The organism is Streptomyces sp. NPDC111516 (assembly GCF_055635345.1).
In genome coordinates this window covers 62,106-83,414 of record NZ_JBVKBV010000006.1, presented here as the reverse complement: position 1 = coordinate 83,414, position 21,309 = coordinate 62,106, and the positions used below count along the sequence as shown (strand labels likewise).

Genomic DNA, 21,309 nt, shown 5'->3' with positions numbered 1-21,309 from the left:
CCTCACGCGCGCCCCCATGCGGGCCACCCCCACATTCACGGACTCGAGGAGAAGCATGAGCGTTGACGGCAGCACGCGATCCCGGAGCGGCAGTCGAAGCAGCGGCGGTACTGTTTCCCCGACGCGGCGCGGTTCTCGTACGGCTCTCCTGGACTGCTCAAAGGCTGTGCTCGCCCTCGCACTTGTCCTGGGCGCCGCCACCGCCTGCAGCCAGTCGTCCGACAGCGGGAGTCACGAGGCCAAGGACTGGAAGGTCGGCGATTGTGCCGGGCCCGACCACAGCGAGTCGAAGGACGGCTACCGGGCCATGGACTGCGACGACTCCAAGGCGACGATCAAGGCTCTCGTCATCAAGGACGGTGCCCTCTTCGCCGATTCCATCCAGTGCCCGGCCGGGACGGACGCGATCATCTCGGTGAAGGTCGCCATCGGCACCGGCGACGCGAGCGCCGGCATCCCCAGCAAGACCATCTGCGGCCGCAACCTCTCCGGCGACCACCCCGGTGACGCGGGCGCGGGCGGCGGCCAGCTGGTGAAGGGCGACTGTGTGGACGACGAGGCCAAGGAAGTTCCCTGCGGCAGCGGGGGCAGCGGTGTGAGCAAGGTGCTCGACCTGACGAAGACTGCCGAGGAATGTCCGTCCGGGACGGACCACCCCCTGGAGCTGTTCCCGAGCCCGGGCAGGCCGTACAACACGATCTGCACCACCAAGGCCTGACGGCCCGAGCCATGCCACGGCCGGTGAGGCCCGCGCTTCACCGGCCGTGCGGTGCCTTCGTGTCGTCTTACGACGTCGGGTCCGGGGCACGGTCCTCGCCGGCACCGGCATTGCGGAACAGAGCCGTCCAGAGGAACGGCTCGCCGAAGTGCGGGGACTCGGACGGTTCGTCGTGCATGCGGCGCAGTTCGATCTCCGTCAGGCCGGCGAAGATCCGGCGCAACGACTCCGGTGTGTAGGCCAGGCCGCCGTGGAGGCCTCCGGTTTCGTAGAAGGAGGCGTCGGGGAGTTCGGAGCCCATGCCCCTCTCGCCGGCCGCGAAGCAGGAGAGGGCGAAGTGGCCGCCGGGGGCGAGGACGTTGTCGAGGAGGCCGAGGTAGCTGATGCGACGGTGCGGCGGCAGGTGGTGGAAGCAGCCGGAGTCGTAGATCAGGTCGTACGGACCGGTCAGCTCCACCCCCGCGAGGGCGAACGCGTCGCCGCAGTGGAACCGTACGTCGGCCCCCGCCTCCCGCGCGCGGTCCTCGGCCCAGGAGATGGCCGCCGGGGACAGGTCCACCGCGTCGACCTCGAAACCCAGGGAAGCGAGGTGGAGGGCGTTGCGGCCCGGGCCGCAGCCCAGGTCAAGCGCGCGGCCCGGGGTGATCAGGCCGCGGTCCACGTACGAGGCGAGACTCTCGTCGGGCTTCGCCACGAAGAACGGAACCGGCTTCGTCCGGTCCGCGTAGAAGCTGTCCCACCAGGGGGCCCCGTCGGCCGTCCAGCGGTCCGCCTCCCGTGTGAACAGGCCGTCCAGAAGCCTGAGTACGTCGTCCACCGTGCGTATGTCGCGGTCCACGCGGACCCCCCTTTCCCGGAGGGGGAAATCGTAGATTCGCTCGGCTCCGGAGCACAGTTCCGCACCCGCCGACGGCGGTCGCGGGAGGCCATGGGTGGACTCCTGGTGACCCCGCGCCGCCGGGTCCGCATCCTCGCTCGCGCGCGGGTTCTTCGGGGGTGAGGGCCCCCATGGAGCGGCGGGAAGTGGCTTGTTCCAGCTCCCCTGGGGTCTGTTTCTTTCGTGGCTTTCCGCGTTCCGTGTTCCGCTTGTGCGCCGGGCCGGGGCCGAGGAGTTGACACCGTAGTAGCAACGGTTCGATGGGCATTCGGACTTGATCGAGGCGTCACCATCCACGTGGTCGAGCGCGTGGCGGACACCCCACCGGCCCGGCGGAGCGTGGAGAGTGGGGGCAGCGGTACGGACGACGAAGGAGAACCGATGGGTGTCGTGGCGAAGCAGCGGAACGGGGGACCCGGACAGGCCGTGGAGGGGCCGGGGGCGCGGGACCGACTCCTCCGCGCCGGGCGCCAGTTGTTCGCCGCGTACGGGTTCGCGCACACGAGTGTCGAGGCTCTGTGCGAGCAGGCGAAGGTGCCCGTCCACATCTTCCGGCAGGAGTTCGTCTCGCGGGAGGTGCTCCTGATGGCGATCTACGACGAGGTGGCGACCCACGGGCTGCGCGCCGCCGAGAACGCCCTGATGGCCGAGGGGATGGAGGACTGTCCGACGGCGGAACGGGTGCGGCTGCTCTTCGACGCCTATGTGAAGGCCGTCACCGAGGACCCGTGCGCGGCCAGGGTGGCGTTCGTCGAGGTGCTGGGGGTGAGCAGGGAGGTGGACAACCACCTCGCGACCTGGCGGGCGATGTGGATCGAGTTCCTGACCTCCGAGGCCGAACGGGCCGTGCGACGGGGCGAGGCGGTGCCGAGCGACCACGTCGTGACGGTCACGGTGCTGAACCACTCGGTGGACGAACTCATGGCCCACCACGGCCGCCGGCCCCGGCAGGTCGACGCCGAGTGGCTGACCGATGAGCTCACCCGGCTCTCACTGGCCATGATCCTGCCGTCCTGACGCCGCATGCGGGCGGGGCAGGGCTCGGGGGGTGAACGGCCGTGCTGGGCAGCGTTCAGAGGCGGAGGCCCGGCGGGAAGCCTGTCCAGCACAGCTCGTCTTCGCCGGCGGTCTCCGCGACCCGGAGGGGGCCGTCGCCGTGTTCGTCGCGGCCGGTCAGGGACGGGCCGCGTACGGGCCGCCCACGCCCCACGCCTGGTGCATCGCGTCGGCGAAGGCGGCCGCCAGTTTGTGTTCGCCGGTGGGGCCGGGGTGCGTCCCGTCGTACGTGTCCCGGTGGATGTCGTATCCCGGTGGGCGGGAGGCCAGCAGGATCGGTGACATCGGGTTGTCGAGGTCGGCGACGGCCTTCGCGAGGAGTTCGTTGAAGCGGTCGCACTCGGCAGCGAACGGGGCGTCCGACTCGGCCCGTACGTTCGGTATCACGGGCAGGAGCACCATCTTGACGTGCGGGTTCGCGGTGCGGGCCGCCGTGATGAACGCCCTTGCGTTCAGGGCGGTCTGGCCACTGTCCGTGTAGAACCCGAGGTCTATGAGGCCGAGCGAGACGAGCAGGATGTCCGTGCGGTGCTCGGTGACCGTGTCGGCGATCACCGGGGCCATGTGCAGCCAGCCCTCGCCCCAGCCGGCCAGATGGGTGCGGGCCTCGGCGGGGAAGTCCGGCGCGCCGTACTCGTAACCGACGGGGGTGTCCGCCCCGGTGTCGTACAGCTCACTGCGCGGGCCGACGATTGCGAACGGGGCACCGAGGGTGGAGGCGAGGTGCTGCCACATCCGGTAGCGCCAGGTGAAGTCGCCGGCGCGGCCGATCGTCATGGAATCGCCGACAAACGTGAAACGCATGGCCTCATCATCGCGGATCACACCTGCGGCCTGCGACGTGACGATGGACACTGGCGGCATGCGTTCGTACCTGACTGTGTCCACAGCCGCCGCGCTGTTCCTCCTCGCCGGGGCGGTTCCGGCCGTGGCCGGAGACGGGGCCGATCAGAGCTTCACGATCGAGGACCCCCGGATCACCGAGTCCAGCGGCCTCGCGGCGAGCCGTGCCCACCCCGGCATCTACTGGACGCACAACGACAGCGACGACGGCCCGTACATCTACGCCGTCGACTCCCGCACCGGGAAGACCGTCGCGACGATCACGATGCGCGGGGTGGGGCGGCCGCGCGACGTGGAGGCCATCTCGCTCGGGCCCGACGGCAATCTGTACGTCGGTGACATCGGCGACAACCTGAACGGCAGCTGGGACCACGTCTGGATCTACCGCTTCCCCGAACCGAAGCAGCTGCGGGACGCGACGGTCGACGCCACACAGTTCGATGTGAAGTACGCCGACGGGCCGCGCAACGCCGAGGCGCTGATGGTCCATCCCACGACCGGGCGGGTCTACATCGCGTCGAAGAACGAGGACGGCGGCGGACTGTACGAGGGCCCCGCGAAGCTCACCACCGGCGCCACCAACGTCTTCCGGCGGGTGGGGGAGGTGCCGTGGGTGACGGACGGGGCGTTCTCGCCGGACGGCAAGGAGCTGGTGCTTCGCTCGTACTTCAGCGCACGTGGGTACGCCTTCGAGAACGGCAGGCTCGGCGCCGACCACGCGGTCCGGGCACCGCTGCAGCGGCAGGCCGAGTCGGTGACGTATACGGCGGACGGCTCGGCGCTGATGTTCGGCTCGGAGGGGCAGCGGAGCGATGTGGTGCGGGTGGACGTCGCGGGCGGCAGCGGCGGCGACGGGAAGTCTCCGTCCCGGGACGGAGACTCGGCAGCGTCGTCCGCCGGAGCGGGGGGCGGGGGCGACGGAGATGCGAAGGGCACGACCCTGACCGGTGTGCTGTTGCTCGCGGGGATCGGCTTCCTGGTGTTCATGGGGCGGCGGCGGAAGGCGAGCTGACACGGCGCCGTCAGGTGCTGGTGGGGGCAGGCGGGTGATGCCGGGTGATCAGGTCTTGGGGCGGCCGGCCCGGATCAGCTCGGCCACATCAAGAGTCACCGGGGCGCCGATCGAATCGGGCAGCGTGACCGTCTGCCCGGGGGCGTACACCTGGTGGTTGTCGTAACCGCCGCCCATGGGTTCGGTCAGGACGTGCATCCGGCCGTGCTTGCGGTCGACGATCACATAGACCGGGATCTTGGCCTCGGCGTAGGCGGCGACCTTGTTGCGCAGGTCGTTGTTGTAGTTGCTGGAGGTGACCTCCAGGACGAGGCGGAAGACGGCGGGGTCGTAGCAGTTGTTCTCTACCGGATGCTGGTCGAAATCGGCGCCGACGACCGCGAGGTCGGGGATGGCGTAGTCCTCGGGGCCGCCGGGCAGCCACAGGCCGATCCCTTGGAGGACCTTGGTCTCCTCACCGTGGAGCCCCGCGGCAAGCAAGGGAATCATGAGCGTGGTCAGCGCATCGGCGTGCGGGCCGTCCGGGCGTGGGGCCACGGTGATGACGCCTCCGATGATCTCGACGCGGTAGCCCGGGTGCTGCTCCGTGAGCATGTTGGCCGTTTCGAGCAGCGGTTCCGGCTCACCGTCACAGAGGTGCTCGACTGCTGCTGCAGACATTCGGGCCTCCTGAAGGTGGTGATGTCGAGGCCATCTTCGTGGGACGATCCGGCCGCCCGTGCCTGGAAGCCCTTCCGCCACTCGGTCGAGTGAACGACGAAGGGCCCCGTGCCCGACCCCGTCGGCGCACGCCCGGGCCCGGAATTATCCCCTGATGCGCCGCGCGTAGGGTCGGGCGCTATGACGGATCACGGGCCCGAGACCTTCTCCACCGAGCGGCTCGACGCACTGCCGCTGCGAGCCGCGCACGCCGACGAGATGGCGGCGGTCCTCGCCGACCCGGCTCTGCACACCTACACGGGCGGTGAGCCGGAGGACCTGGACACCCTCCGGGCCCGCTATACCCGCTGGGAAGCCGGCTCCCCCGACCCGGCGGAAGACTGGTGGAACTGGGTTCTCCGGGTCCGCGCCGACGGTTGTCTCGCGGGCTGGGTCCAGGCCACGGTGGTGGGCCCTCGGGCCGAGATCGCCTGGGTCCTCGGCATTGAGTGGCAGGGCCTGGGCTACGCCAAGGAAGCGGCGGCCGGACTGGCAGCGCACCTGCTGGCCGGCGGAACAGTCCGTACGGTCGTCGCCCACATCCACCCCGACCACACCGCGTCCGCCGCGGTAGCCGCGGCGGCGGGACTTGTGCCCACCGAAGAGTGGGAGGACGGGGAGCGGCGGTGGCGCCGCACGGACGTCACTTCCGGCGCTGCCCGGCCTTCAGTAGATCCGCGACGTCGAGGGTGACCTCGGCGCCGATGGAGGCGGGGAGGGTGACCTGCTGCCCGGGGCGTGCACCTGGTGGCTGTCGTAACCGCAGCCCATGGGCTCGGTCAGGACGTGCACCCGGCTGTGCTTGCAGTCGACGATCACGTGCACCGAGATCTTGGCCTCGGCGTAGGCGGCGACCTTGTTGCGCAGGTTGCTCCTGTAGTTGCTGGAGGTGACCTCCAGGACGAGGCGGAAGACGGCGGGGTCGTAGCAGTTGTTCCCGGCCGGATAATCGTCGAAATCGGCGTCGACGAGGGATGGCGTAGTCCTCGGGGCCGCCGGGCAGCCACAGGCCGACCTTGGAGGACCTTGGTCTCCTCACCGCGGAGCCCCGCGGCAAGGAAGGGAATCATGAGCGTGGCAAGTGCATTGGCGTGCGGGCCGTCCGAGCGTGGGGATGTTGGCCGTTTCGAGCAGCGGTTCCGGCTCACCGTCACAGGGGTCTTCAGCTGCTGGCCTTCGAAGTCGGGTGTGTGAGCGTAACCATGTATGAGTGAGTGTCGTTGTCGGAGTATGAATCTGACGGAGTGGGCGAAGTCGCAGGGTGTGCATCCGCAGACCGCGTATCGCTGGTTCCGTGAGGGGACGCTGCCGGTACCGGCTCAGCGGGTTGGTCCGCGCACGATCCTGGTGAACATTGAGGCCAACACCGCGCCCGGGGCTGTTGGGGGTCTGGGCCTGTATGCCCGTGTTTCGTCGCACGATCAGAAGGACGATCTGGAACGGCAGGTCGCCCGTTTGAGGAAGTGGGCTCTGGCCGCCGGTCACCGGGTGGTGCGGGTCGAGTCGGAGATTGCCTCCAGTATGAACGGAGCGCGGCCGAAAGCGAAGCGGCTGCTGGCCGACCCGGACGTGACCACCGTGGTGGTCGAACACAAAGACCGGCTGGGCCGGATGAATGTGGAACTGGTCGAAGCCGCACTGTCCGCCACCGGTCGTTGTCTCGTCGTCCTCGACGAGGGTGAAGCCGAAGACGACTTGGTGCAGGACATCGTGGATGTGCTGACGTCGTTCTGCGCGCGGCTGTACGGGCGCCGTTCGGCGAAGAGCCGTGCCCGGAAGGCGTTGGAGGCTGCCGAGCGTGGCTGACCTGCGCCCCATCGGCCCGTCGTTCGTCGCCCTCGGCCCGTCCGGTGTCGCGATCCGAGACCGGCTCAAGGGCCTGACCGCCGAGGACGAGAAGGTTGTCCGTCTGGTCGGTGACCATCTCGCATCGCTCGCTGGGCGGGACTTGAGGGCCCGCACCCAGGCCGGTTCGGATCACGACACCGGCGCGTGGGCGGAGCGGAAGCGTTCCCTGACCGAGGAGTCGTCCTCGCGCTGGGCCGGGTCGATCACCAAGGCCACGAATGATCAGTGGGCGCTGTCCCGGCGCGCCCAGTCGGCGCACATCGAGAACCTCGAAGCCGGCGTGCGTACGATCACGGACCGGCTGGCCCTCCCTGTCGGGGAGAAAGGCTCCAAGCGGGCTCCGGGCGGGTACCGCACCCGGCAGGAGTGGTTCACCAAGACCAGGCGCCTGCGCATCCTCAGCGAGCGGCTGGACGCTGCACGGGCAGACCGTGAGCAGGGCCGGGTGCGTGTGGTGCGGGGCGGGAAGCGCCTGGCTCGTAACCGGCACAACCTCCAAGCCGCGCAGCTCACCGCCGAGCAGTGGCGTCGGCGCTGGGATGCCGAACGCCGCTTCCTGCAAGCCGACGGGGAGTCCGGCAAGAGGTTCGGGAACGAGACGATCCGGGTCACGCCCGAGGGTGAAGTGTCGATCAAGCTCCCGGCACCGCTCGCTCACCTGGCCAATGCCCGGCACGGCCGGTACACCCTGGCCGCGACCGTGCGGTTTCCGCACCGCGGCGACCAGTGGCGCGACCGCATCACCGCCAACCGGGCCGTGGCCTACCGCATCCACGAAGACACCGCACGCGGACGCTGGTACCTCACCGCATCGTGGTCCATCCCCCCGGTCAGGACCGTGCCCCTGGACACGGCCCGCGCCGGTGGCCTGATCGGTGTCGACACCAACGCCGACCACCTTGCCGCATGGCAGCTCGACGTGAACGGAAACCCAGTCGGCGAGCCCCGCACCTTCACCTACGACCTCACCGGCACCGCCGACCACCGCGACGCACAAGTCCGGCAAGCCCTCATCCGCCTGCTGCACTGGGCAGCCCGCAACGATCTTGCGATCGCGGTCGAAGACCTCGACTTCACCGCAGAGAAGACCCGCGAGAAGCACGGACGCCGCAAACGGTTCCGCAACCTGATCTCCGGCATGCCCGTGAGCAGACTGCGGGCCCGGCTCGTCTCCATGGCCGCCGAGCTCGGCATCACCGTCATCGCGGTCGATCCCGCATACACCTCCACATGGGGCGCCCAACACTGGCAAAAGCCCCTCACCAGCAAGAACAGAAAGACCACTCGCCACCACGCGGCATCGGTGGCGATCGGCAGGCGCGCCCTGGGACACCCGATCCGGCGACGGACGGCACCGCCCCCTGCTCACCGGAGCGATGAGCAGGGGCATCGGACCGTCCAGGCCGGCCGTGGTGCCCCAGGGCGCGAGGAACCCCGCCCCCGTATCCCCGGACCACGGACACGATCCGTCGGCGCTGGGCTCGGCGAGAACGCGGGGAACCAGAACGCCCAACACCGTTCGGGGCGTTCGGCTGAGCATGAGACCTGGCGACAGGACTCACTCCCGCTCAGTCTTTAGAAACGGTGCTCGACTGCTGCTGCAGACAGCGGGCCTCCTGAAGGAGCGATGTCGAGGCCATCGTCGTAGGACGACCCGGCTGCTCGTGCCCGAAAGCCATTCCGCCACTCGGTCGAGTGAACGACGAAGGGCCCCGCGCGGCGCGGGGCCCTTCTCGTGGGTGTGCTCGTTACAGCTTCTCGATCACGTAGTCGACGCAGGCCGTCAGCGCCTGGATGTCCGACGGGTCGATCGCCGGGAACATCGCCACGCGCAGCTGGTTGCGGCCCAGCTTGCGGTACGGCTCGGTGTCGACGATGCCGTTGGCGCGCAGCACCTTGGCGACGGCCGAGGCGTCGATCTCGTCCGCGAAGTCGATCGTGCCGATGACCTGCGAGCGCTTCGCCGGGTCGGTGACGAACGGGGTCGCGTACTTGGATTCTTCCGCCCAGCCGTACAGGTTCCGCGCCGAGGTGGCCGTGCGGCGGACCGAGAAGTCCAGGCCGCCCTGCGAGTTCAGCCAGTTCAGCTGCTCGTTGAGGAGGAAGAGCGTGGCCAGGGCCGGGGTGTTGTACGTCTGGTTCTTGAGGGAGTTGTCGATCGCCGTGGGCAGGCTGAAGAACTCCGGGATGTGGCGGCCCGACGCGTGGACGCGCGCGGCGCGTTCCAGGGCGGCCGGGGAGAAGACGCCGATCCAGAGCCCGCCGTCGGAGGCGAAGGACTTCTGCGGGGCGAAGTAGTAGACGTCCGACTCGGTGATGTCGACGGGCAGGCCGCCCGCGCCGGAGGTGGCGTCCACCAGGACCAGGGAGCCCTCGTCGGCGCCCGCGACGCGCTTGACCGGCGCGGCGACACCGGTCGAGGTCTCGTTGTGCGTGAACGCGTAGACGTCCACGCCCGCCTCGGCGCTCGGCTCCGGGTGGGTGCCGGGGTCGGAGGCGATCACGGTCGGGTCGGCCAGCCACGGGGCGAGCTTGGCGGCCTTCGCGAACTTCGACGAGAACTCGCCGAAGGTGAGGTGCTGGGACTTCGTCTCGATGAGTCCGTGCGTCGCGATGTCCCAGAAGGCGGTGGAGCCGCCGTTGCCCAGGATCACCTCGTATCCCTCGGGGAGGGAGAAGAGGTCGCGCACGCCCTGACGTACCGCGCCGACCAGGTTCTTGACCGGGGCCTGGCGGTGGGACGTACCGAGAAGAGACGTACCGGTGGCGGCCAGCGCGTCGAGCGCCTCCGTCCGCACCTTGGAAGGACCGGCGCCGAAGCGTCCGTCGGCGGGCTTGATGTCAGCGGGAATCTGGATATCGGCCACGAACCGGAGCGTAGTACCTCACGGACACGGTCGAGGACCGTGTCCGTCGGATGAGACGTCCGCTCCGGTACGTGGGCGGCCTACCGGGAGGCCGTGGGGACGCCGCTCAGCCCAGTTCCACGGGCAGGTCGTACAGGTCGTTCTGGGTGACGATCGGCTTGTTCCGCAGCTCGGACGCCGGAACGGCGAGCTCCAGATCCGGGAACCGTTCGTACAGCGCGGGCAGGGCCACCCCCGCCTCCAGCCGGGACAGCGCCGCACCCGGGCAGACGTGCGGGCCGTGGCCGAACGCGATGTGGCGATTGGGGGAGCGGGTGATGTCGAAGTCGCCGGCCGTCGGCCCGTGCTGCGCCTCGTCGCGGCCGAGCGCGCCGAAGGAGACGATCAGCGCCTCGCCCTTGGGCAGCACCTTCTCGCCCACCTCGATGTCCTGGGTGGCGAACCGGATCAGGACATGGGACGTGGGGGTGTTCCAGCGCAGCGTCTCCTCGATCACGTTCTCCCACGGCACCTCCCCGTTCAGCACCTGCTTGCGCTGCTCGGGGTGGGTCTGGAGCGCGGCTACCGCGTTGACGACGAGGCTGATCGTGGTCTCGTGACCGGCCGCAATGATCAGCTGGAGGGTGTTGACGATCTCCTCGTCGGTGAGGTGGTCGCCGTCCTCCGAGGCCGCGATCAGGGCGCTGGTGAGGTCGTCGCCGGGGTTCTCCCGCTTGGCGTCGACGATCTTCGTGAAGAGCGCGGTGAGGTCCGCCATCATCTGCGGAACCTCCTCGGGCGGCGTCTGCGTCGAGAAGAACTTCTCGAAGAGCTCCTTCAGCCGCGGGTGGTCCGCGCTGTCCACGCCCATCAGCTCGCTGATCACGTTCATCGGCAGCGGGTACGCGAACTCCGCCTTCAGGTCGACCTTCTCACCCGCGGGCAGCGCGGCCAGCCGGTCCAGGCTCGCCGTGGTCAGCGCATCGATGCCGGCCCGCAGCCGCTCCACCCGCTTCACGGTCAGCGCCTGCGCGACCAGGGTGCGCAGCCGCCGGTGGTCCGCGCCGTCGACCGTGAGCATGGAGCGGCCCGGGTTGGCGAGGCCGATCAGCGGCCAGTCCATCGGTATCTCGCCGCGCTGCCAGGCGCCCCAGACGTTGATGTCCTTCACGAGCCGGCTGTCGGTGAGCAGTTGGCGCGCCTCCGCGTGGTGGGTGACCGCGTAGCAGCGCACCCCGCCCGGCAGTTCCACCTCGGCGAGCGGGCCCGCGGCCCGCAGCCGGGCGCTCTCGCCGTCGAGGTCGGTGACGAAGGGGTCGAGGGCGATCCGGGTCATCTCTGGCCTCCGAGGGCGGTTCCGAGGGTGCTTCCGATGGTGGTTCCGAGGGCGGGCGTGGGCGTGAAGACCACCGGCAGGTCCGTCAGGCCCCGCAGCCACGGGGACGGGCGCCGGGTGAGCTGCTCGGCGGGGACGGCGAGGTCGATGTCCGGGAGCCGGTCCAGCAGCACCTCGATGCCGGTACGGGCGATGACCTCGGCGGTCTCCTGGGCCGGGAACGGGCAGCGGTGCTCGCCGTGGCCGAAGGAGAGGAAGGCGTTGTTGCCGCCGGTCAGTGCGGAACCATCGGTACGGACCTGCGGGTCCGCGTTGGCGGCGGCGATGCCCAGCAGCAGCAGGTCGCCCGCCTGGATGTGGCGCCCGCCGAGACGGGTGTCGCGCGACGCCCAGCGGCCCGCCACGTTCTGCGTCGGGGTGTCCTCCCAGAGCACCTCGTTCATCGCCTCGGCGACGCTGTGCCGGCCGCCCGAGAGGGAGGCGGCGAACCGGTCGTCGGTGAGCATCAGCCGCAGCGAGTTGCCGATCCAGTCGGCGGTCGGCTGGTGGCCCGCGGCCATCATGACCATCAGGTCCTGGGCGACCTCCTCGTCGGTGAAGCCGCCGGTATCGGCGAGCATCCGCGTCGCGACGTCGTCGCCGGGGGCGGCGTGCTTGTCGACCAGCAGCTGGACCATGGACGAGGCGAGGTGCTGCTGCCCGGCCAGCGCCCGCTCCCGGCCGTCGATCATGTCGTTGATCGAGCCGACGAGCTCCGCGCCGACGGTGTTGCTGAAGCCGTAGATCTTCGCCAGGACGAGGGCGGGGAGCAGCATCGCGTACTCGGCGATGATCTCCGTCCCGTCCGTGGAGCAGAACCGGTCGATGAGCCCGTCGGCGAACTCCTCCGCGTACCGCTTCAGGGCGAACGGGTCGACGGACTCCAGCGCGTTGCTGATCATCGCGGCGCGCTCGGTGTGCCGGGGGCCGACCGTGTAGAGGATCGACGGCTGCTTGCGGCCGATCATCGGCAGCAGCGGCCAGTCGTCGGGGATGCGGTCCCACTGGTTCCACAGGTCGGAGTCGCGGCTGAACAGCATCGGGTCGGCGGTGACCTGGTGCAGTTCGCGGTAGCCGAGCACGAGCCAGGCGGGTACGTCGCCGTCGAGGACGACGGGCGCCACGGCCCCGTGGTCGCGGCGCATCTCCCGGTACAGCCGGGTCGGTTCGGTCTGGAACCGGGGGCCGGAGAGCGGCGCGCGGCCCTGGGACACGGGGCAGCCTGCGGGCGGCGCCGGGGACTGGGTCACGAGGTGGGCTCCGGGGTCTTCGCCGGCGTGATCTCCGGACCGGCGGCGGACGGGGTGGCGGCCTTGCGCTGCGAGAGGGCGTGCAGGTGCTCGACCAGCGTGATCAGTACGTACTTGCTGGACGAACGGTCCCGGGCGTCGCACTCCACCAGGGGCACGTCGTCCGAGAGGTCGAGCGCCTCGCGTATCTGCTGTTCGGTGTGGAGCGGTCCGCCGAAGTCGTTGCACGCCACGATGAACGGCGTGCCGTGGTGCTCCAGGCGGTCGATCGCGTACCAGGAGTCGGCGAGCCGGCGGGTGTCGACGAGGACGACGGCGCCGAGCGTGCCCGAGAACAGCCGGTCCCACAGGAACCAGAACCGTTCCTGGCCCGGGGCGCCGAAGAGGTACAGCACCGAGCGTTCGTCGAGCGAGATCCGGCCGAAGTCGAAGGCGACGGTCGTGGACGTCTTCGCGTGCACGCCGTCGAGGTGATCGACGGCCTCGCCCGCGCGGGTCATGGTCTCTTCCGTGTTCAGCGGACGGATCTCGCTGACGGACCGGACCATGGTGGTCTTGCCGACCCCGAAGCCGCCGACGACAACGATCTTCAGTCCGTTGTCGGCCGTCGGCCGCAGGGCGGCACGGTCAGAGGTTGCGGAGTCCAACGAGCACCTGTTCCAGGATGTCGGGGTCGGGGAGCCGGTCCGCGACACGGGCGGTACGGGGATGGCGGGCGCTGATCCGGCCGGTGTCCAGCAGATCGGACAGCATGATCCGGACGATGCTGACGGGCAGGCCGAGGCCCGCCGCGATCTCCACGACCGCGGTGGGCAGTTGGCACATCCGCAGGATCGTGGCGTGCTCCGACTGCATGCCGGGGGCCGGCTCGCACTCGGAGACCACCAGCGTCACCAGGTCGAACGCGTCCGAATCGGACCGGCTGCGGCCACCGGTGAGGGTGTACAGCCGGTCCGGGGCGTCGTCCCGGCCGGGGCGGGGGCGAGTCATACGGATGTGGTCGCGTCTGCTGCGACGGCCTCGGTGGCCGAGGTGGCCGAGGGGGAGCGCGGCGGGGCGCTCAGGTGCTCGCCGAGCTGCTCGACGAGTTCGCTCATGTTGTGGCCGATGAGGCCGACGTCGGCCTCGTCGGAGGCGATGACCGCGAGATGGGCGCCCGCGCCCGCCTCGACGATGAACAGCACACCGCCGTAGAACTCCGCCATCGCGGACCGTACGCCGCCGGTGCCGTCACCGAACTCGACGGACGCGCCGTGCGACAGGCTCTGGATACCGGCGGAGATCGCGGCCAGCTGATCGGCCTGGTCGACGGAGAGCTCGGGGGTGCGGCACAGCTTGAGGCCGTCCCTGGACAGGACGAGGGCGTGGCGGGTGCCGGGGGTGCGCTCCAGGAGCCCCTCCAGCAGCCAGTTGAGCTTCTCGTCGGTGGTCGCGGTCATCGGGTGTTGCCTTCTTCCGGGTGCGGGGGATTGGGCCGGACAGCCTGGCGGAAGCTGCTGAAGCGGGCTGCCTGTTCCTTGGGGTCTGCGGTACGGGGCCGGGGGTTCGCGGAGCCGTCGGAGTGGGCCTGGGCACGGGCCTCGGCGGCGGCGAGGGTGCGGCCGCGGGGGCGCTTGGGCAGCCCGCTCTCGCCGAACCGGGGGAGGTTGCGGGTGGTCTCGGACGGGGAGTCCGGGGCTTCGGTGGCGGGAGCCGTGGTGGCCGTTCCGTGCGTGGGCTCCGGCTCCGGCATCGGCTCGGACGCCGGGCCGGACGACGGCTCCGCGACCGGGGCCGGGGGCGGCACCTGCACCGCGGCCCGGGTGAGGAGCTCCTGCGGGAGCATCATCAGGGCGCCCGTGCCGCCGCGCGCGGACGGCCGGAACGACACGGTCAGACCGTGCTTGCGGGCCAGCCGGCCGACGACGGCGAGGCCGAGCCGGGTGCCGGAGAGCCCCGTCAGATCCTGGTGGGTGGCCGACACCGCACGCTCGGCGCGACGCAGCTGCACATCGCTCATGACCAGGCCGCTGTCCTCGACGGTCAGCACGATGCCGGCCGGTACCTCCTCGACGTACACATGGACCTCGGCCGTGGGCGGCGAGAAGTTGGCGGCGTTGTCGAGGAGTTCTGCGAGTGCGTGCATGACGCCCTCGGCTGCGTGGCCGGCGACCGCGACGTCGCTGGTCGAGTGGAGACGTACCCGCTGATAGCCGCTGATCCGCCCCATCGCGCCGCGCAGGATCGACTCCATCACGATCGGCTTCGCCCAGCGCCGCCCGGAGCGGGCACCGGTCAGCACGGCGATGGAGTCGGCGAGCCGGCCCGCCTGGGCGGTGCGGTGGTCGAGATGGAGCAGATCGCCGAGCACGTCCTCGGCGGAGTGCCGGTGCTCCATCTCGCGCAGGTCGGCGAGCATGCTGGTGGCCAGGGCCTGCATCCGGCCGGCGGCGTTGGCGCAGGCGGCGATCGCGGCGGAGCGCTCGGTGTCGCTGCGGGCCGCGCGGGCGGTGAGTCGCTCGACCTCGCCGGTGAACCGTTCGGTGTCGGTGGCGGCCTGCGCGGCGATCCGGGCGGTCTCGGCCTCGGCGGCGGCCTTGATCCGGGCGGTCTCGGCGGTGAACCGCTGGCCCTCGGCCGCGGAGGCGGACACGAGCCGGCTGATCTCGCCGGTGAACCGCTGGGTCTCCGCCGCGAGACGGGCGCGCAGGCGGTTCGCGGCGGCGCGGGCGTGGACGGCGGTGGCCACGGCGGCGGACAGCGCCACGGCGGCGGCGCCCGCACCCCAGGCCAGCGTGGTCCGCACCGAGTCGGGGGCCGCGACGACCGCCCACAGGCACAGGGAACCGGTGACGACCAGTGAGATCAGCAGGGCCAGCACGGTCGGCCGGGATGAGGGGCGCAAGTGGAGTCCTTGGGGGCGGACGGGATGAACAGGGGGATTACAAGGCTTAGGGTGGCTTATGGGGGCTTACGGGGCAGGCGTGGCCTGCGGGTGTGACGGGGACAGTTCGGTACGGCGGGGGTGAACGCGACAACTGGAGCTGATGATTCCCAGACAAGTCGTGGTCACTATATGAGAATTGACGCTCCTTTTGGGAAGAGCTTGTGGCGTTCTCTGTCACGTATGTGACTAAGACCGACCGCCCCCCATTTGCCGGTCGGTCTGAGCCTCCGACGTATTCCGACGTATTGGCGTATTCGTATGGACGTATTCGGGGGACTCGCACGGGTGCGGGCCGCCGGGTGACCGGTTCGGCGGCATCCTGGGCCCATGGCCGCACATCAGAAACCGACGGAGCGCGACGCACTAGCACAGGCCCTGCGCACCGCGGTCCGCGGAGAGGTCGACTTCGGCCCCGCCGCACGGGCGCTGACGACGATGGACGCCTCCAACTACCGCCGCGTACCGCTCGGTGTCGTCGCCCCGCGCGACGCCGACGACGTGGCCGCCGCGCTCGCCGTCTGCTGCGCGCACGCGGTGCCCGTGGTCCCGCGCGGCGGCGGGACCTCCATCGCCGGGCAGGCCACCGGCACCGGTGTCGTCCTCGACCTCACGCGCCATATGCGCAGGATCGTCGAGCTGGACGCCGGGTCCCGTACCGCGGTGGTCCAGCCGGGCGTGATCCTGGACGACCTGCGCACCGCCGCCGCCCCGCACGGACTCACCTTCGGCCCCGACCCCGCCACGCACAGCCGCTGCACGCTGGGCGGCATGATCGGCAACAACTCCTGCGGCGCGCACTCGGTCGCGTGGGGCACCACCGCCGACAACGTGCGCGGCCTGACCGTGGCCCGCTACGGCGGCGACATCCTGCGGCTGGTCGGGGGCCGGGAGCCGGCACCCCCGGCCGGCCTCCCGGGCCCCGCCGACGGTCTCCCCGGCGACCTCCCCGGTCTCCCCGAGTTCATCGCCGAGAACCTCGCCCTCCTGCGTACCGGATTTCCCGAACTCCCGCGCCGCATCTCCGGATACGCCCTGGACGCGCTCCTCCCCGAGCGCGGAACCGACCTCGCCCGCGCCTTCTGCGGCAGCGAGGGCACGCTCGGCGTGGTGACGGAGGCGACCGTGCGTCTGGTCGAGGTACCGGAGGCCTGCGCGCTCGCGGTACTCGGTTACGCGGACGAGTCCGCGGCCGCCGAAGCCGCCGCCGGCCTGCTCCCGTACCACCCGCTGACCGTCGAGGGCATGGCCGCCGATCTCGTACGGGAACCGGCCGGGCTGCCGCGCGGCGCGGCCTGGCTCTTCGTCGAGACGGGCGGGGCAACCCCGGCCGAGGCGCGGGCGCACGCCGAGCGCATCCTCCGGGCGGCCGACGCGTCGGCCGGTGCGGTCGTCACCGACCCGGCCGGGCAGCGGTCCCTGTGGCGCATCCGCGAGGACGCGGCGGGCACCGCCACCCGGATGCCGGACGGCACGGAGGCCTGGCCCGGCTGGGAGGACTGCGCCGTACCGCCCGCCCGCCTCGGCCCGTACCTCCGCGACTTCCGAGCCCTGCTCGCCGCCCACGGCCTGCGCGGCACCCCGTACGGCCACTTCGGCGACGGCTGCATCCACGTACGGATCGACTTCGACCTGCTGAACGCCGACGGAGTCGCCCGCTTCCGCCGCTTCTCCGGGGAACTGGCGGACCTGGTCGTCGCGCACGGCGGGTCCCTGAGCGGGGAACACGGTGACGGCCAGGCCCGCGCCGAACTGCTCCCGCGCATGTACGGGGACGAACTGGTCGCCCTCTTCTCCCGGTTCAAGGACATCTGGGACCCGGACGGCGGCATGAACCCCGGCATCCTCGCCCGCCCTGCCCGGCTCGACGAGAACCTCCGCTTCGAGGTGCTGCCGAAGCGCCCGGTGGACGTCACGTTCGGCTACCCGCACGACGGCGGGGACTTCTCCGCCGCGGTACGCAGGTGCGTGGGCGTCGCCAAGTGCCGTACGGCGGAGCCGACGGGCGCGGGCGTGATGTGCCCGTCCTTCCGCGCGACCGGCGAGGAGGCGCACTCCACCCGCGGCCGGGCCCGGCTGCTGCACGAGATGCTCGCGGGCGAGGTGATCACGGCCGGCTGGCGGTCGACGGAGGTGCGCGACGCGCTCGATCTCTGCCTGTCCTGCAAGGGCTGCCGCAGCGACTGCCCGGTGGGCGTCGACATGGCCACGTACAAGGCGGAGTTCCTGCACCACCACTACCGGGGACGGCTGCGCCCGGCCGCCCACTACGCGATGGGGCGGCTGCCGCAGTGGCTGCGCCTCGCGTCCCCGTTCGCACCCTTCCTGAACGCCCTGGCCCGGATCCGTCCCCTGGCAGCCCTGGCCAAACGGCTGGCGGGGATCGCCCCGGAGCGAACGCTTCCGGTGCTGGCGCGCGAGACGTTCACCCGGTGGCACCGGGGCAAGGGGACGGTGATCCTGCCGCGCGACCGCACAGTCACCCTCTGGCCCGACACGTTCACCAACCACCTCTCGCCCGAGGTGGGGCGGGCGGCGGTCCGGGTCCTGGAAGCGGCCGGCCGCCGAACACTGCTGCCCGGCCGCGGGCTGTGCTGCGGCCTCACTTATGTGTCAACAGGGCAGCTGGACCAGGCCCGCAAGGTGATGCGCCGCACCCTGGACCGGATGGACGGCTCCCTCGGCGATCCGCTCGTCGTCCTCGAGCCGAGCTGCGCCGCCACCCTCCGCACCGACCTGCCCGAACTCCTCCCCGACGACCCGCGTGCCGCGCGACTGGCCTCCTCGGTCCGCACCCTGGCGCAGTACCTGGAGGAGTACGCCCCCGACTGGCAGCCCCCGCGCCTGAACCGCCCGGCCACCGGCCAGACCCACTGCCACCAGCACGCCGTCCTGGGCGACGCGGCGGATCGCCGCCTGCGCGAACGGGCCGGACTGACCGGTGAACTGAGCGGCGGCTGCTGTGGACTGGCCGGAAACTTCGGCTTCGAGCGCGGCCACTGGGAGGTATCGGCGGCCTGCGCCGAGGAGACCCTGCTGCCGGCGGTACGGGCCGCGGAGTCCGGCACGGAGTTCCTGGCGGACGGCTTCTCCTGCCGGACGCAGCTGGAGCAGCTGGGCGGTGTGCGGGCCCGGCATCTGGCGGAGGTGCTGGCGGAGGGGCTGGACGCGGGGTAGCGCCGAGGCCCGGTCACGGGGCTGCCGAGCGCACGATCTCGCGGGCGAGCGCCGCGAGCTTCGGCAGCGCGGGATGGCCCGGGGTGTCGCGCCGGGCCAGCAGGACGGGGACGGTCGGGGCATCGACGAGCGGGCGGTAGGCGACCCCCGAGTGCGGGTGCATCCCGGCGGTGGACGCGGCGGAGACCCCGACGCCGCGCCCCGCCGCGATGGCGGTCAGCCAGTCGTCGGTGTTGGCGACGGTGAGCGTCGCGACGGGCCGGGTATCCGGCGGCCACAGGTCGACGGTGGTCGTGCCGGAGACGGTGTTGAGGACGACGGTGCTGCCCGCCAGATCGGCGAGAGTGAGCACGGCGTGCCCGGCGAGCGGTCCGTCGGCAGCGACGGCCGCCACCCGGTCCTCGTCGAACAGCACCTCGGTGACGAGCCCCGGCGCCTCGACGGGCCCCCGCAGCAGCGCGGCATCGACCTCGCCGCGGGTCAGCCCGGCGGTGCGGTCGTCGATCCGGAGCAGTTCGAGCGGGATCTGCGGGTACCGCTCCTGCCAGCGGCGGAGCAACGGCGTGGTGTACGGGCCGAACGCGGACCAGGCGTGCCCGATCCGCAGCGGCCAGTGGCGCGGCCCGCCCGCGTCGAGCGCCTCGTCGAACGCGGCGATCGCGACGGCGGCCTTGTCCCGGAAGGCGATGCCTTCGGGCGTGAGGACGAGATGGTGGGTGGACCGGTCGACGAGCCGGATGCCGAGGTGCTGCTCCAGGGCGGCGAGCGTACGGGAGACCGCGGGCTGGGTGAGGTGGAGCCGGGCGGCGGCGCGGGTGACGTTGCCCTCGTCGGCGACAGCGAGGAAGGCGCGCAGATGGCGGATCTCGATGCCGCGGCTCGACGGGCTTCCGGTACGACCGTCACCGCTGCGTCCCAGGCTCATGCGCGGGGAGCATAACGGGAGCACAGCAGGCATTTCACGTGCCACGCGGAGATACCTACCGTAAGAGCGGGTGCCGCATGGTGGGAGTGCAGTATCTTCAATCGAGCAGTGCATTGAAATGAACTTTTTGGGCTCGGGAGGAACACCCCAGGTGAACGACCAGCGCAGTGCAGCAGACGCGGCGGCCACGGGGCGGGCCGCGGCCGTCGCCGTACCGGAGGCGGTGCCCGCCCTGGACGAGGTGGCGGCACCTGCCCGCCCCGGGCGCCGCGGGGCAGCGCTCGCCCCGGTCGCGCTGGTGGTCGCCGGCGGTCTCTCCGTCCAGTTCGGCGCCGCGATCGCCGTCCTGCTGATGCCGCGGGCCGGAGCGCTCGGGGTGGTCACCCTGCGCCTGGCCGTCGCCGCGCTCGTTCTGATGATCGTCTGCCGCCCGAAGGTGCGCGGCTACACGCGCGCCGACTGGGGCACGGTCCTCGCGTTCGGGGTGGCCATGGGCGGCATGAACACACTCTTCTACCAGGCCGCCGACCGCATCCCGCTGGGCGCGGCCGTCACCCTGGAGGTGCTGGGCCCGCTGGCCCTTTCGGTGATCGCCTCCCGCCGGCTGATCAACGTGGTGTGGGCGGGCCTCGCACTGGGCGGCGTGGTGCTGCTGAGCGGCGGGGGCTTCGACCGGCTCGATCCGGTGGGCGCCGCGTACGCCCTGGGCGCGGGCGCCATGTGGGCGGCGTACATCGTCTTCAGCGCCCGCACCGGCCGCCGCTTCCCCCAGGCGGACGGGCTGGCCCTGGCACTGGTGGTCGCCGCGCTCCTCTCCCTGCCCCTCGGCATCCTGGAGTCGGGCTCGAAACTGCTGGTCCCGTCCACGCTGGGGCTGGGCGCGGCGGTGGCACTGCTGAGCTCGGTCCTCCCGTACACCCTCGAACTCATGGCGCTGCGCCGTCTGCCCGCGCCCACCTTCGCGATCCTGATGAGCCTGGAACCGGCGATCGCGGCCGCGGCCGGCTTCCTCATCCTCGACCAGGCCCTCTCCGCGACGGATGCGCTGGCCATCGCCCTGGTCATCGGCGCGAGCATGGGTGCGGTGCGCAGCCAGGTGCGGAGCGGGAAGGGCCGCGACCACACCTGACCGCCCGCCCATGTTGTGAGCTCCTTTTAGGCTTGCTCCTGATCCGAACGGAAAGGGGCGGGGCGCGTGGCGACTTGGGGACTGGTCATGGAGACGACCGTGGGGATGGGGGAGCGCAAGCACGCGGAGGCATACGTGCTGGCGCACGTGGAGGGCACACGTGAAGACGCCCTGGTGGAGCTGGAGCGGCGCGCCCGGAACCATACGCCGGAGCACCCCCGGAGCCCGAAGCGCCGTCGGCTCTTCCGGGAGGGTGGCGGCTTCCTGCTGGTGATCGACGGCGCCTGGCAGTCCTTCAGCACCCGGTTCACGGTGGCGGAGCTGCTGGACGACAGCGCCGCACCGCCCCCGCCCGCAGCTGAACCGGAGCCGGTCGAACCGGAGCCGGCCGCCGCGGTGCCGCCACCTCCGCCGTCACCGCCGTCGCCCGCATCGCCGACGGTGGAGCGATACGCGGACGGGGTGCCGGTCCGGCCGAGCTGGCTGGGCCGCACCGACGTGCAGTGACGTCCTGCCAGGACCGTTCCGGTTCGGCTCACCGGCCGGTGGCCCGGTTCGAACTCGTCCTGGAAGGCGCAGGGTGCTGCCGGACGCGGTGGGCGCACAGCCCGCCGGCGCTCCGGTTGCGGGG

20 protein-coding genes and 1 pseudogene are annotated in these 21,309 nt (G+C 71.3%); 9 read left to right on the top strand and 12 right to left on the bottom strand.

From position 1 onward, the window contains the following. Positions 1 to 55 precede the first annotated feature (55 nt). Positions 56 to 718, top strand: a complete 663-nt coding sequence (locus ACZ7L9_RS14335; protein WP_471415342.1) for a hypothetical protein — start codon at positions 56 to 58, stop codon at positions 716 to 718. Between the two features lie 67 nt (positions 719 to 785). Here the strand turns inward: ACZ7L9_RS14335 and ACZ7L9_RS14330 are convergent, their stop codons facing one another. Then, the gene (locus tag ACZ7L9_RS14330) at positions 786 to 1,556 is read right to left on the bottom strand and encodes a class I SAM-dependent methyltransferase (RefSeq protein WP_471415340.1); all 771 of its coding nucleotides are present in this window, start codon (positions 1,554 to 1,556) and stop codon (positions 786 to 788) included. A 420-nt stretch (positions 1,557 to 1,976) separates the two neighbouring features. On the opposite strand from ACZ7L9_RS14330, the gene ACZ7L9_RS14325 reads away from it, so the two are divergent. Beyond that, positions 1,977 to 2,612 (top strand): TetR/AcrR family transcriptional regulator, encoded by a 636-nt coding sequence (locus ACZ7L9_RS14325; RefSeq protein ID WP_471415338.1) that lies wholly within the window; start codon positions 1,977 to 1,979, stop codon positions 2,610 to 2,612. A gap of 156 nt (positions 2,613 to 2,768) precedes the next feature. Here the strand turns inward: ACZ7L9_RS14325 and ACZ7L9_RS14320 are convergent, their stop codons facing one another. Further along, on the bottom strand, positions 2,769 to 3,455 hold the full coding sequence (locus ACZ7L9_RS14320; protein ID WP_471415336.1) for a GDSL-type esterase/lipase family protein: 687 nt from the start codon (positions 3,453 to 3,455) through the stop codon (positions 2,769 to 2,771). A 58-nt stretch (positions 3,456 to 3,513) separates the two neighbouring features. On the opposite strand from ACZ7L9_RS14320, the gene ACZ7L9_RS14315 reads away from it, so the two are divergent. Continuing rightward, positions 3,514 to 4,506, top strand: a complete 993-nt coding sequence (locus ACZ7L9_RS14315; protein ID WP_471415334.1) for an SdiA-regulated/phytase-like domain-containing protein — start codon at positions 3,514 to 3,516, stop codon at positions 4,504 to 4,506. A gap of 48 nt (positions 4,507 to 4,554) precedes the next feature. On the opposite strand, the gene ACZ7L9_RS14310 is transcribed toward ACZ7L9_RS14315, so the two are convergent. Continuing rightward, complete coding sequence (locus tag ACZ7L9_RS14310; RefSeq protein ID WP_471415332.1) at positions 4,555 to 5,166, bottom strand: Uma2 family endonuclease; 612 nt, start codon at positions 5,164 to 5,166, stop codon at positions 4,555 to 4,557. A gap of 180 nt (positions 5,167 to 5,346) precedes the next feature. Here ACZ7L9_RS14310 and ACZ7L9_RS14305 point away from each other — a divergent pair, with 180 nt between their 5' ends. Continuing rightward, positions 5,347 to 5,898, top strand: a complete 552-nt coding sequence (locus ACZ7L9_RS14305) for a GNAT family N-acetyltransferase (RefSeq protein ID WP_471415330.1) — start codon at positions 5,347 to 5,349, stop codon at positions 5,896 to 5,898. Here the strand turns inward: ACZ7L9_RS14305 and ACZ7L9_RS14300 are convergent. After that, positions 5,849 to 6,339, bottom strand: a pseudogene (locus tag ACZ7L9_RS14300) (Uma2 family endonuclease). The gene ACZ7L9_RS14305 and the pseudogene ACZ7L9_RS14300 overlap by 50 nt on opposite strands. A 96-nt stretch (positions 6,340 to 6,435) precedes the next feature. Here ACZ7L9_RS14300 and ACZ7L9_RS14295 point away from each other — a divergent pair. Both ACZ7L9_RS14295 and ACZ7L9_RS14290 read left to right on the top strand, forming a co-directional pair. After that, positions 6,436 to 7,011 (top strand): IS607 family transposase, encoded by a 576-nt coding sequence (locus tag ACZ7L9_RS14295; RefSeq protein WP_471415329.1) that lies wholly within the window; start codon positions 6,436 to 6,438, stop codon positions 7,009 to 7,011. Beyond that, a complete protein-coding gene (locus ACZ7L9_RS14290) occupies positions 7,004 to 8,632 on the top strand; it encodes an IS200/IS605 family accessory protein TnpB-related protein (protein WP_471415327.1) in 1,629 nt (542 codons plus the stop codon). The genes ACZ7L9_RS14295 and ACZ7L9_RS14290 overlap by 8 nt, the downstream gene beginning before the upstream one ends. A 169-nt stretch (positions 8,633 to 8,801) precedes the next feature. Here ACZ7L9_RS14290 and serC read toward each other — a convergent pair whose 3' ends face one another. The 7 genes from serC to ACZ7L9_RS14255 form a co-directional block, all read right to left on the bottom strand. Further along, complete coding sequence (gene serC / locus ACZ7L9_RS14285) at positions 8,802 to 9,920, bottom strand: phosphoserine transaminase (RefSeq protein ID WP_471415325.1); 1,119 nt, start codon at positions 9,918 to 9,920, stop codon at positions 8,802 to 8,804. A 106-nt stretch (positions 9,921 to 10,026) separates the two neighbouring features. After that, complete coding sequence (locus ACZ7L9_RS14280) at positions 10,027 to 11,235, bottom strand: cytochrome P450 family protein (protein ID WP_471415324.1); 1,209 nt, start codon at positions 11,233 to 11,235, stop codon at positions 10,027 to 10,029. Further along, entirely contained in the window at positions 11,232 to 12,524 is a 1,293-nt protein-coding gene (locus ACZ7L9_RS14275) for a cytochrome P450 (RefSeq protein ID WP_471415322.1), read from the bottom strand. Before ACZ7L9_RS14275 ends, ACZ7L9_RS14280 begins: the two co-directional genes overlap by 4 nt. Beyond that, positions 12,521 to 13,171, bottom strand: coding sequence for a GTP-binding protein (locus ACZ7L9_RS14270; RefSeq protein ID WP_389999830.1), 651 nt, complete (start codon positions 13,169 to 13,171; stop codon positions 12,521 to 12,523). The genes ACZ7L9_RS14275 and ACZ7L9_RS14270 overlap by 4 nt, the downstream gene beginning before the upstream one ends. Next, the gene (locus ACZ7L9_RS14265; protein WP_471415320.1) at positions 13,152 to 13,514 is read right to left on the bottom strand and encodes a DUF742 domain-containing protein; all 363 of its coding nucleotides are present in this window, start codon (positions 13,512 to 13,514) and stop codon (positions 13,152 to 13,154) included. The genes ACZ7L9_RS14270 and ACZ7L9_RS14265 overlap by 20 nt, the downstream gene beginning before the upstream one ends. Continuing rightward, a complete protein-coding gene (locus ACZ7L9_RS14260; protein WP_471415318.1) occupies positions 13,511 to 13,963 on the bottom strand; it encodes a roadblock/LC7 domain-containing protein in 453 nt (150 codons plus the stop codon). The genes ACZ7L9_RS14265 and ACZ7L9_RS14260 overlap by 4 nt, the downstream gene beginning before the upstream one ends. After that, entirely contained in the window at positions 13,960 to 15,408 is a 1,449-nt protein-coding gene (locus ACZ7L9_RS14255; protein ID WP_471415317.1) for a sensor histidine kinase, read from the bottom strand. The genes ACZ7L9_RS14260 and ACZ7L9_RS14255 overlap by 4 nt, the downstream gene beginning before the upstream one ends. Before the next feature lie 369 nt (positions 15,409 to 15,777). Here ACZ7L9_RS14255 and ACZ7L9_RS14250 point away from each other — a divergent pair, with 369 nt between their 5' ends. Beyond that, positions 15,778 to 18,624, top strand: a complete 2,847-nt coding sequence (locus ACZ7L9_RS14250) for an FAD-binding and (Fe-S)-binding domain-containing protein (RefSeq protein ID WP_471415315.1) — start codon at positions 15,778 to 15,780, stop codon at positions 18,622 to 18,624. A gap of 13 nt (positions 18,625 to 18,637) precedes the next feature. Here the strand turns inward: ACZ7L9_RS14250 and ACZ7L9_RS14245 are convergent, their stop codons facing one another. Continuing rightward, positions 18,638 to 19,549: a LysR family transcriptional regulator gene (locus ACZ7L9_RS14245; RefSeq protein ID WP_471415313.1), complete on the bottom strand. Its 912-nt coding sequence runs from the start codon at positions 19,547 to 19,549 to the stop codon at positions 18,638 to 18,640. Positions 19,550 to 19,700: 151 nt separating this feature from the next. On the opposite strand from ACZ7L9_RS14245, the gene ACZ7L9_RS14240 reads away from it, so the two are divergent. After that, on the top strand, positions 19,701 to 20,678 hold the full coding sequence (locus ACZ7L9_RS14240; protein ID WP_471415311.1) for an EamA family transporter: 978 nt from the start codon (positions 19,701 to 19,703) through the stop codon (positions 20,676 to 20,678). An 87-nt stretch (positions 20,679 to 20,765) separates the two neighbouring features. After that, positions 20,766 to 21,185, top strand: a complete 420-nt coding sequence (locus ACZ7L9_RS14235; RefSeq protein ID WP_471415692.1) for a hypothetical protein — start codon at positions 20,766 to 20,768, stop codon at positions 21,183 to 21,185. The last annotated feature ends 124 nt before the right edge of the window (positions 21,186 to 21,309 follow it).

Excerpts from the sequence above, each read along its gene's own strand:
- ACZ7L9_RS14250 (WP_471415315.1), top strand. The coding sequence starts at position 15,778 with ATGGCCGCACATCAGAAACCGACGGAGCGCGACGCACTAGCACAGGCC.
- ACZ7L9_RS14325 (WP_471415338.1), top strand. The coding sequence starts at position 1,977 with ATGGGTGTCGTGGCGAAGCAGCGGAACGGGGGACCCGGACAGGCCGTG.
- ACZ7L9_RS14235 (WP_471415692.1), top strand. The coding sequence starts at position 20,766 with ATGGAGACGACCGTGGGGATGGGGGAGCGCAAGCACGCGGAGGCATAC.
- ACZ7L9_RS14310 (WP_471415332.1), bottom strand. The coding sequence starts at position 5,166 with ATGTCTGCAGCAGCAGTCGAGCACCTCTGTGACGGTGAGCCGGAACCG.
- ACZ7L9_RS14245 (WP_471415313.1), bottom strand. The coding sequence starts at position 19,549 with ATGAGCCTGGGACGCAGCGGTGACGGTCGTACCGGAAGCCCGTCGAGC.
- ACZ7L9_RS14335 (WP_471415342.1), top strand. The coding sequence starts at position 56 with ATGAGCGTTGACGGCAGCACGCGATCCCGGAGCGGCAGTCGAAGCAGC.
- ACZ7L9_RS14305 (WP_471415330.1), top strand. The coding sequence starts at position 5,347 with ATGACGGATCACGGGCCCGAGACCTTCTCCACCGAGCGGCTCGACGCA.
- ACZ7L9_RS14265 (WP_471415320.1), bottom strand. The coding sequence starts at position 13,514 with ATGACTCGCCCCCGCCCCGGCCGGGACGACGCCCCGGACCGGCTGTAC.
- ACZ7L9_RS14280 (WP_471415324.1), bottom strand. The coding sequence starts at position 11,235 with ATGACCCGGATCGCCCTCGACCCCTTCGTCACCGACCTCGACGGCGAG.
- ACZ7L9_RS14260 (WP_471415318.1), bottom strand. The coding sequence starts at position 13,963 with ATGACCGCGACCACCGACGAGAAGCTCAACTGGCTGCTGGAGGGGCTC.
- ACZ7L9_RS14315 (WP_471415334.1), top strand. The coding sequence starts at position 3,514 with ATGCGTTCGTACCTGACTGTGTCCACAGCCGCCGCGCTGTTCCTCCTC.
- ACZ7L9_RS14320 (WP_471415336.1), bottom strand. The coding sequence starts at position 3,455 with ATGCGTTTCACGTTTGTCGGCGATTCCATGACGATCGGCCGCGCCGGC.
- ACZ7L9_RS14295 (WP_471415329.1), top strand. The coding sequence starts at position 6,436 with ATGAATCTGACGGAGTGGGCGAAGTCGCAGGGTGTGCATCCGCAGACC.